At 40.4% G+C, this 8,744-nt stretch carries 8 protein-coding genes and 1 pseudogene; 4 read left to right on the forward strand and 5 right to left on the reverse strand.

The window, feature by feature from the left end:
* Positions 1-600: 600 nt before the first annotated feature.
* Positions 601-2,823 carry an AAA family ATPase gene (locus AACU25_RS36440; protein WP_096585557.1) on the reverse strand — a complete coding sequence of 741 codons (2,223 nt, stop codon included), beginning with the start codon at positions 2,821-2,823 and terminating at the stop codon, positions 601-603.
* 568 nt (positions 2,824-3,391) lie between these two features.
* On the opposite strand from AACU25_RS36440, the gene AACU25_RS36445 reads away from it, so the two are divergent.
* Positions 3,392-3,544 carry a hypothetical protein gene (locus AACU25_RS36445; RefSeq protein ID WP_190445937.1) on the forward strand — a complete coding sequence of 51 codons (153 nt, stop codon included), beginning with the start codon at positions 3,392-3,394 and terminating at the stop codon, positions 3,542-3,544.
* 658 nt (positions 3,545-4,202) lie between these two features.
* On the opposite strand, the gene AACU25_RS36450 is transcribed toward AACU25_RS36445, so the two are convergent.
* Positions 4,203-4,685: a tyrosine-type recombinase/integrase gene (locus AACU25_RS36450; protein WP_096585560.1), complete on the reverse strand. Its 483-nt coding sequence runs from the start codon at positions 4,683-4,685 to the stop codon at positions 4,203-4,205.
* Here AACU25_RS36450 and AACU25_RS36455 point away from each other — a divergent pair.
* Both AACU25_RS36455 and AACU25_RS37075 read left to right on the forward strand, forming a co-directional pair.
* Positions 4,667-5,317, forward strand: a pseudogene (locus AACU25_RS36455) (IS1380 family transposase); the annotation flags it as partial. The gene AACU25_RS36450 and the pseudogene AACU25_RS36455 overlap by 19 nt on opposite strands.
* 8 nt (positions 5,318-5,325) lie before the next feature.
* Positions 5,326-5,532 carry a transposase gene (locus AACU25_RS37075; protein WP_422641130.1) on the forward strand — a complete coding sequence of 69 codons (207 nt, stop codon included), beginning with the start codon at positions 5,326-5,328 and terminating at the stop codon, positions 5,530-5,532.
* A gap of 267 nt (positions 5,533-5,799) precedes the next feature.
* Here the strand turns inward: AACU25_RS37075 and AACU25_RS36460 are convergent, their stop codons facing one another.
* Positions 5,800-6,063 (reverse strand): helix-turn-helix domain-containing protein, encoded by a 264-nt coding sequence (locus tag AACU25_RS36460; RefSeq protein WP_096585562.1) that lies wholly within the window; start codon positions 6,061-6,063, stop codon positions 5,800-5,802.
* 334 nt (positions 6,064-6,397) lie between these two features.
* Between AACU25_RS36460 and AACU25_RS36465 the strand changes: the two genes are divergently transcribed.
* Positions 6,398-7,453, forward strand: a complete 1,056-nt coding sequence (locus AACU25_RS36465) for a hypothetical protein (protein ID WP_199346865.1) — start codon at positions 6,398-6,400, stop codon at positions 7,451-7,453.
* 315 nt (positions 7,454-7,768) lie between these two features.
* Here AACU25_RS36465 and AACU25_RS36470 read toward each other — a convergent pair whose 3' ends face one another.
* Both AACU25_RS36470 and AACU25_RS36475 read right to left on the reverse strand, forming a co-directional pair.
* Complete coding sequence (locus tag AACU25_RS36470; protein WP_096585565.1) at positions 7,769-8,311, reverse strand: hypothetical protein; 543 nt, start codon at positions 8,309-8,311, stop codon at positions 7,769-7,771.
* A gap of 141 nt (positions 8,312-8,452) precedes the next feature.
* On the reverse strand, positions 8,453-8,744 hold a 292-nt coding region (locus AACU25_RS36475), incomplete at its 5' end, for a site-specific integrase (protein WP_339382137.1).

Genomic DNA, 8,744 nt, shown 5'->3' on the forward strand with positions numbered 1-8,744 from the left:
TTAATTGCTCGATAAAGATATTTTGAACTAGTCAAGTTATGAACGTGGCACAGTTTCTCCTGCCATTTTTGGCTAACTTGGGAGGTTGCAGTACTCATTTTTTATGTTCAATTGAACATGAGCGATCATCCGTTCACAGTTAAGGGGTTTTGGATGTATAGCGCGATCGCAGGCATGTTAAATAGAACATGGCGATTTTTTACTGCCCAATTGTTCGTTCACAGACCATTTCCAGAAACACCTCAGCCGTGAACAAAGTTTTGGGTAACGCAACTCAGTTAGATTGAGCTAAAGGCGTAGTGCGCTCGCGGATTAAGCCTAAAACCGAAATTTATCCCAAAAACTCAAAACAGCTTTTTCGATTTAGGCTACTTGAGAAGCGATTTGTTCTACTTATTTGTGTAACCCTCTCCCTTGTTAGGTTTAGGTGTTAAGTTTACCTGTTCTTGAACTGAAAGTGCTGTGATGTCAGAGTTTTCAAAGCTTGACACCTATTTTTTAGAATTTAACACTTCTAAGGTGTTAGGTTTAGTGTTAGGTTTTGGAAAGTCTTACTCTGTAAGACTTTTAGCTTTAAACCTAACACTACTTTAGGAAAAATTAGGGGGGAGGGGTATTTACACCTTTTTCAGTATCTTCTATTTTGACAAAATAGACTTTGGTGTTTTTAGCAGTGTCAGATTTTGATTTTCGCTTACCAATAATTCCTCTTTGCACCATTCGGTTAAGAATCGTGTATACACTATCGCTACCACCTAAAGCTTCTTTTATCTCTATCCCCGTATAGCCAGTGTTTGGGCGTTGCATTAAAAAGTCAAGAATTCTTTGTTGTAAGGTTTGATTGGCCTTTGCGACATCTGGAGACTCCCCGACTCGTCCTTGGCTAATCCACTGTCCGGTATTAGCTTCATATTTTAGATTGAGCGTTACAGGTTCAAATCCCCGTGTTTTAGGCATTGAGAAAATCCTGTTTGGATCTGAGTCATCTTTATTTGCTTTTTCCAATCTCCAGTGAAAGGAAGCATTTCCTGGTATAGCTGTTGACCCAGAAGAGCGGCTGACACCACTTAAATCTTTGTCCTTGTTGTCGTGATGAACCCACAATAACGAACCATAGCGAATGCATAAGCGCTCTACTTCCTTCATCCAATACCCGACAATTTCTGATTTTTCTTCAATTCCCAGCGGGTAGCAAATGGTAGCGCGGATAGAATCGATAATTGTCAAAACTGGTTGGAACTCCTCTAACGAATACTCAAGTGATTCCATATCCTTGATAGTCCACCCAGCCATATCCTTGGTTTGTCCCATAACTCTCAAATTAGGAGTTTCTTCATCAAACCCGTGATCACTTAAATAGTTAGCAGTGATGTTGAGGGGCTGGTCGGAGTTGATAATTAACACCTTACCTTGCTTTACCTTTTCACCTAAGAATTCTCCACCTGTGACGATTGCATAAGCTAAATCAATTGTTAACAAAGATTTGCCAACCCCCGGCAAGCCGGATACTAGTCCACTAGTAAAGCGCGGCAAATAACCAGCAACCAAAAAATCTAGATTTTCGCTCTCAAGGTTAAAAAGTTCCTTCGGTGTTAAAAGCCTTGGCTTTTGAAGGTTCTGCTTTTCGGCGTTCCTAATAGCATGGCACTGCTGATCAAATTCTCTATTGGTTAGGTGATAGCGGCTGACGATACGGCTCCGCTGCGTCACTTGCTCTATGGGATCTGCCAGTTTCAAAAATGCCTGTATTTCTATTTTTAACAGTTTAGGTTGCAATTCTCGGCGCAAAGATGGCAGTATCTTACGTTCCCAGAGGGAAGTGCTTAAATTCGCCTGTTCCCTCAAATTCTCCAGCTGAATAGCCTCCTCAATTTCATTAAGCCCTGATTGAAGAATTAATCTAGCTTGTTCTATTGCTTCCTGCTTTGTGGATTGTGGTTTTTCAACCTGCGCTTGCTCAACTTTGTCGCTGGGAACTGCTGCAAGCAAATTTTCCCATTCTTTGATTCTGTCGGAGATAGAATCCATTATTTGCTCAACCGTAGCACCATCTTTAATCCAGTCTCCTATATCTAGTCCACCGCTGTCAGGTAATCTAGCCCACAAAGAATGATTAGGGGGGGCATAAAGCCATTTAGCATCTGGGTAGTCAATAGCCACATCAGCCATATATGCAACTCCTGGCCTATCGCGGTCTGGACAAAGTACCAAATCTGCTCCCTTGAGGTCATTACTGTAGTTACCATATTTACAGTATGCTTTTGAGCCACCCAGCGTTGTTGTTGCTGGTAAACCCAATGACCAAAGTAGATCAGCAATTCCTTCTCCTTCCACGCAAAAAATCTTTTTGCCTTCTGCGATCGCTGCCCTGACTTCTGGATAACGGTATATCAGTACTTTAGATTTGACTTCATCTGTCAAACCTTTAATCCATTCCTTTCCGTCCCAATGAGATTGATAGAATTTTTTCTTGCCTTCGCCATTGTCGATGCGAGTTACTTTTATAAGTTCCTTACCCTGTCTATCTACATAAACAAATTCTTTCTTGCTTTTGGGTCTTAGTTCCTTTTTGGGATTTACATAAGCATAATATGGGGTTCCTTGATTATCTGTTGTGCTAGTTTCTTGCCAACCGGGCGCAGGTTTAGCACCACGTTTGCAAACTGTTAAATCACCTATTCGGTAGCACCAATCTGGTTTACTGCAATGAGGGCATGGATGGTATTTACTTACCTCTTGAAGTTCTGAAGAGTTAGTAATTTCCTGGACAGGAGATGCTGTATTAAATGTTTCTATTAGTTGTGTGGATTTATTTTTACTCACGATTTTTTCCTCTCTTGATTGAATCAAAAGAGGAGGCCTGCACAACCTACTTAAGGATTGTGCAAAATTTAAACAACAGCCGCCACCCTTACTCTGTCTGAACCTGAATTAATCAGGGAAGCCTTAATTTAAGGCAAACATTTTACTTAATTTACGAAGTAAGTTACAATTAACCCTAGAAAGTTTTTTAATGAGGTGGGTGGACGGTTACTACTTTTTGAGGAAGTGAGCTGTTGCACCCCCTCTTTTAAGATATAGCGTCTACTAAACAAATAAAGTAGGTTAAAACCAACGTTGGAGTTTTTGGTTGATTCAACCTAAAGAATTTACTGCCAAAAATCATCTATCGTATTTCTCCCTTACTTCACCTCTTAATTCGTCTTAAGTAAATTATCTTACTAGAAATTCCTTTTAATAGACAATCCCTTTGCCAATTTACGAGGGTAAGTTCATTGTGATTTTACCCCCCGCGTGACCAAATTTTGAACCATAGCCTGACCAAAGGTTGTAACTTAAGGGATAAAGTGGCTGGAATTAAAGGATAAAGTGGCCGCCCTAAAAACCTGCAATGCTTATTTTTGCGTCGCCCTACTTTCGCCATACTTTACAAGCGATCGCACTCAATTCTCGCAAATACGCTTCTGTCATAGGTTCTGTTCTGCGGCCACTTATTGCTTTAAAAACGGTCACTTTATCTTTTAAGCTACAAAGGTTAACGTAATTTCAAGCTTTTGAGCCAATCAACAACCTAATTTTATGAATCAAATTATGTCCGCGTGTTTTCAATGTGAATCATAATGCAACCAAAAGTTTTATTTTTGGATTTGGCAAAAAATGTAGAGCAAGACACACTAATTTTACCCTTAAATTTTCGACTTTCGGTCAAAATATGATTTAAAACGTCCACAATATGGGCAGAAGGCAGAAGGCAGGAGGCAGAAGGCAGAAGGTTTTAAGACGTTTTGTTATCCTCATTGGGACTTGTGACCAAGACGGGCGATGTCTAGCGACAAGCCGCTTCGCGTCTACGCAAGAAGGCTTTCTTGCAATGCAGATGTTCTATAATCCTTGCACTTCTACAATTGTGGGAATTTTTTCTTCCTCCTTCCTTCTGCCGTCTGCCGTCTGCCTTCTGCCTTGCCCCAACCAAGATCACCAAAAGTTGCCAAGAACCACAATATGGTTCAAAAACAGTTTTAGCCACAAATTAAGTGATCAAGCGATCGCATCTGGCTTCAGTTTTAAAAGCTCTGTTCGCTGCAATGCATACAAATGAACCATAAAAGCCCTGTTGCTTGCTTTACTTAAATTTTGAGGTTTTTCAAGAGAGCGATTTTTTTCGGGGGAGATGGGCAACAATTAAGCAGGGGCCTTAAACATCAATCATCCCAAAGACCTTGAAACTTGGTAGACGCAAGTTCGGTGTAACGAACGGTATGCTGAATATTTTTATGCCCCAAGTAACTCTGAATGGTTCGGGTATCAATACCTCGATTCGCCAGATAGTAACCTGTTCCATGCCGCAGCATATGAGCATGAATAGGGAAAGGCAAACCTGCTAATTTACCAGCCCGCTCAACAATGCCGGCGATCGTATCATGTGCCAACGGGCTAAGTCGAGACGACTGGAAAATATAGGGACTGGCAGGATAATCTCGTTGCAACTGACGGAGAGCGCGAATCTCCAAACCAGAAAGGGGTTGAACAGAGGATGTACCTTTTTTGACTCGCCTCACGTAAATTGTGCCACCATTCCAATCTATTTGCTCCCACCGCAAAGATGCCACCTCTGCCACTCGCAATCCGTGACGGTAGCAAAGCAAAATTATGGTTGAATCTCGGTGAGGGTGGACAGGTAACATCGGATGCAGGGTTAAGCTTAATTGCTGAAATAGACAGCAAACTGCAAATCACATCACAGTTTGCACAGTGTTTCCAAGATTACCGAAAGCCAAATCGAATTAATCATTCGATAGAAAGCTTAATTAAGCAACGGATATACGGGCTGGTCATGGGGTATGAAGACTTGAATGACCACGAGGAATTACGCCATGATCCAATGTTTGCGCTAGCATTGCAAAAAAGAATTGGTATAGAAAATGAATCAGTTACTTTAGCAGGGAAAAGTACATTAAATCGTCTTGAGCATTGTCCTGAAGATGTAGAACAAGGAGCAGACAGTCGTTATCATAAAATAGGTCACTCGCCAGAAGAAATTGAAAGTCTATTTGTGAAGATATTTCTAGAGTCTTACTCTAAAGAACCACGACAAATTATTTTAGATTTGGATGTAACTGATGATTTAGTGCATGGTAATCAAGAGCAAGTTTTCTTCAACACTTATTATGGAGGATACTGCTATGCTCCACTTTATATCTTTTGTGGAAAACACTTATTGGCAGCCAAACTTCGCCCTTCTAATATAGATCCAGCAGCAGGGGCGTTAGAAGAACTAGAGAGAGTTATTAAACAAATATGGCAACAATGGAAGAATATATTTTGATGAATGCATTGCGTCAACAATGTTTAGCTAAAACCGAACTACAAAATGCTCAAGTTGGAACTATTCGGACAAAATTATTGAAGTTAGGAGCCTTAATTACTGTAAGCTCACGGCGAATTTTAATTGCGATTACAAGCTCAAGTCCTTCTAAACATATCTTTGCTGCTGCTTACAGATGCTTAAAATTTCTAACTAATACCGCTTAATATCAAGCAATTTGTATTTCCTGAATCTCTAATTAATGATGCTTTGGGTTTGGTTTTATCCAAGCCTGGTTTTGGAATACTTGATTTTATGAACAGAGCATTTTTGTTTCGGTATTCAGAATAAATGAAGTAATTGTTTTAGCTGAATATATACTAAATTATACTTAGTTTATTTATCTCCGTCAATTTGAATGGGTGATGTATCGAAAAAATGTCTCACATCAGTCTATATCAATCGATTTTTTATTGTTTGTGAGAAATTTGCGTTTACTTGTGCGCCTCGTTGACATCGCTATTCCTAGGAGTACAAAAATCCACAAAATATTCGAGAGGCTTTTTGTAAATCATTGCAAAGTCGGTCAGTTCAACCACATCAACACGACGTTCGCCTGACTCGCACCGCGAAACATACGACTGGGGCTGATTTAGCTTTTGGGCAACTTCTACTTGAGTCAAATTAGCTTCAAGTCGCGCTGAACGCAGTCGTACAAGAAATGCCCTGTACCTTACCGAGTAGATAGAACCTCCCATGCTCGGAGGTTACAGTGGCTGAGTTAATATGCAAAAACAGCATATTGTTGTTACAATTACCTATGTCAATCGTTTCTGTCGTCTGCATTTTGCATTGAAGGGATGGTAACCTCCAGTAACTTTACCTCTATCCCTAGTTCTCGACCAAACCAAAAAGACCGGGTAGAGCCAAGCTTCAGCATCTCTTGGACGGGGGGAAGTGAACACTTTACCAATTACTTTCTTGACTCAAGAGCTTGCCACCAAGCAGGTGTTGCATTGGCGCACCACTCTTCTTTGAATGCTCTCCATGTCAATAAATCTGGGAAATATTTACTGTTGTTGCGTATAGTCTATGTTAGACGAGCTATATTTGTCGGAACCTGAAGAGTCTGAGTGTAAAAAAATAATTGATTCTTTACACACTCATAACCAAAAGATTGATCATTTACTTTGGCGCTTAAAATATGAAATATTTGATGATGGGCTAAAAAAATCTCAGAAATTTGGGTCTTTTGATCAAATTTGTGCAAGGTTGCATGAAGAAGAAGGTTTTTTGGCTCCATCTACTTGTCATGAAAGAGCCTGGGCTTACAACGAGAGAATAATTATTAATGATAAATTTCAAATTGATATTTCCAATATTAAACTTTCTGTAACTACACTTTTAGAGTTAAGAAAGACAAAAAATTTGGAAACGAAACGCCAAACATTAAAAATGGCATTAAAGATTTGCCGTAACAATAAAGTGACCGCAGAAGATATCGAAAATGCCCGCAAATTGGTTGCTCCCTCATTGAGAGAACCCGAAAAATTGCTGTCACAATTTGTGCATCAAACAACGCAATCTTCTGGTGAAAAAACTGATTACCTGTATGTCGATGGCGCACCAGGTAATTACGATGGAGAAGATTGCACAGACTTTGAAAAGGCAATTCCTGATAGGGAAGTTCTAGAATTTACTGTACTGGATAGGACAACAAAAGTTGATAGTAATGCTGCGCCAGAAGAAAGAGCGGTTCATAACCAAGGGATTCAATTTTATCCAAATAGTCGAATTTACGAATGGAAAGGATTGCGGTTTCGCTCAAAAGCTGAAATCGCAATCGCCCATGCACTAGACGGATTTTCTGTGCTCTATCTCCCAAACTGTTTAGCACGCTTGAATGACCCAGGAAAACCAAACTCACGAGTCAACAAAGAGGCGGATTTTTTAGTTTGCTATCAAGGAAAGTTGGGAATTCTGGAAGTCGATGGGCCGTATCACACCCCGGATAGACGGGTAGAAGAACAAGAACGCGAACGCCTTTTCCGGCTTCAAGGTGTACGAATCGTCGAACGATACGATTCTACTAGGTGTCTAGAGCAACCTTTTGATGTTGTTCGAGAATTTTTACAATTGTTGAGATAAAAGTAGCAAGTGTAAAAGAAGAGAGCCGGGGAAGCTGCGGAAGAAAGGAGACAAAGAGATGATTTTAACAACTCACTCCCCCAGCCTCCTTAGCACCAAGAGCTTCAAGACCCTCCTGTTCGGTGACATGAGTCATTTATGTGACAATTACCTAACCCTCCTTTATCACTTTCACTAAACTAAAAACTGAAACCCTTGCCCTGATAGGATTTTACCTGTAGAGCTTTGTTTGGAAATTTCTATTAGTTTGAGAGTGCTAGTACCCTTAGCAAATCTGAGTTTCATCATTTAGCTTTGATTATTATCCTTCCAGAGTCACAAAAGCGGGTTATACCAGCAGGTGACATCGTTGGTCGATACAATTGCCTCACAGGGTTTGCCGTTTTCGTCATACCAGAGAAAGTCTAAACTGTAGAGGAGGTGTTTCTCTCTAGCTGATAGCTTACTTCCCCAGTATTCATATACATATTTTGATGGATTTTGCAAGGCTTCAAAATAATCCCTTACCTGTTGCTCCGCTAGTGCATAATCTTGCTGATTTGGGGTAGTATCAGTTCTCATCATTTTCATAAAACTGAATTTAGCAGCAGCAAGCTCTAGGGAAATCTGGCGGTAGGTTGGGTCACTGTAGGCGATACTTTGAAACAGATCGCGCGGGATATCATGATAATCACAAGGCAATTGTTTAGATATTAACAAGTCTATGCCCATCCGTTCCTTTTGTTTTTCCAGTTTGGCAATTCTGGCTCTAGTTTCCGATTCTATATGCTCACTGGTTCTGGTAATTCTGTGCGCTGCATAAGAAACTAAGCGAGAGTGCAGTGTATGATGGGTTAGGACAAATTTAGAATATTCCATCTATCATCTCCTGATTTTTATTTGATAATTTTTGAGGTACTTCCACTAAAAAAGTGGGCATTAATAGCCTGTTGAATTCATCGATGCTCCTGTACAGGACTACGACAGTCAGTACAGAGAATGTCAAGTCAATCATTGCTTCTAAACCTCCATAGGTAGCTGAATAGTTTTAAGTGGTGCTGGTGCTGGTGCTGGTGGCAAATTACCTGTAGGTAATGACTGCAATACCTCCAAAGCGGGAGCCAATTTTTGTTCTGAAGTACGGCGATCATAAATTTGGTGTTGGGTCTTTTGACTGTGAGCCATCAGTTCTGCCAACGCAGCTAGCACCTGATCCGAAGTCCCAGACAATTTAAGATACGTAACAATAGAATCCCGCACCATATGAGGTGTAAACGCCTGTCCAGTAAGACGATAGATGCGTTTACGGAAA

This window comes from Tolypothrix tenuis PCC 7101, assembly GCF_963874875.1.
In the GTDB taxonomy this organism is placed as follows: domain Bacteria; phylum Cyanobacteriota; class Cyanobacteriia; order Cyanobacteriales; family Nostocaceae; genus Aulosira; species Aulosira tenue.

Excerpts from the sequence above, each read along its gene's own strand:
- AACU25_RS36445 (WP_190445937.1), top strand. The coding sequence starts at position 3,392 with ATGCTTATTTTTGCGTCGCCCTACTTTCGCCATACTTTACAAGCGATC.
- AACU25_RS36460 (WP_096585562.1), bottom strand. The coding sequence starts at position 6,063 with ATGGGAGGTTCTATCTACTCGGTAAGGTACAGGGCATTTCTTGTACGA.
- AACU25_RS36470 (WP_096585565.1), bottom strand. The coding sequence starts at position 8,311 with ATGGAATATTCTAAATTTGTCCTAACCCATCATACACTGCACTCTCGC.
- AACU25_RS37075 (WP_422641130.1), top strand. The coding sequence starts at position 5,326 with ATGAATGCATTGCGTCAACAATGTTTAGCTAAAACCGAACTACAAAAT.
- AACU25_RS36465 (WP_199346865.1), top strand. The coding sequence starts at position 6,398 with ATGTTAGACGAGCTATATTTGTCGGAACCTGAAGAGTCTGAGTGTAAA.
- AACU25_RS36450 (WP_096585560.1), bottom strand. The coding sequence starts at position 4,685 with ATGTTACCTGTCCACCCTCACCGAGATTCAACCATAATTTTGCTTTGC.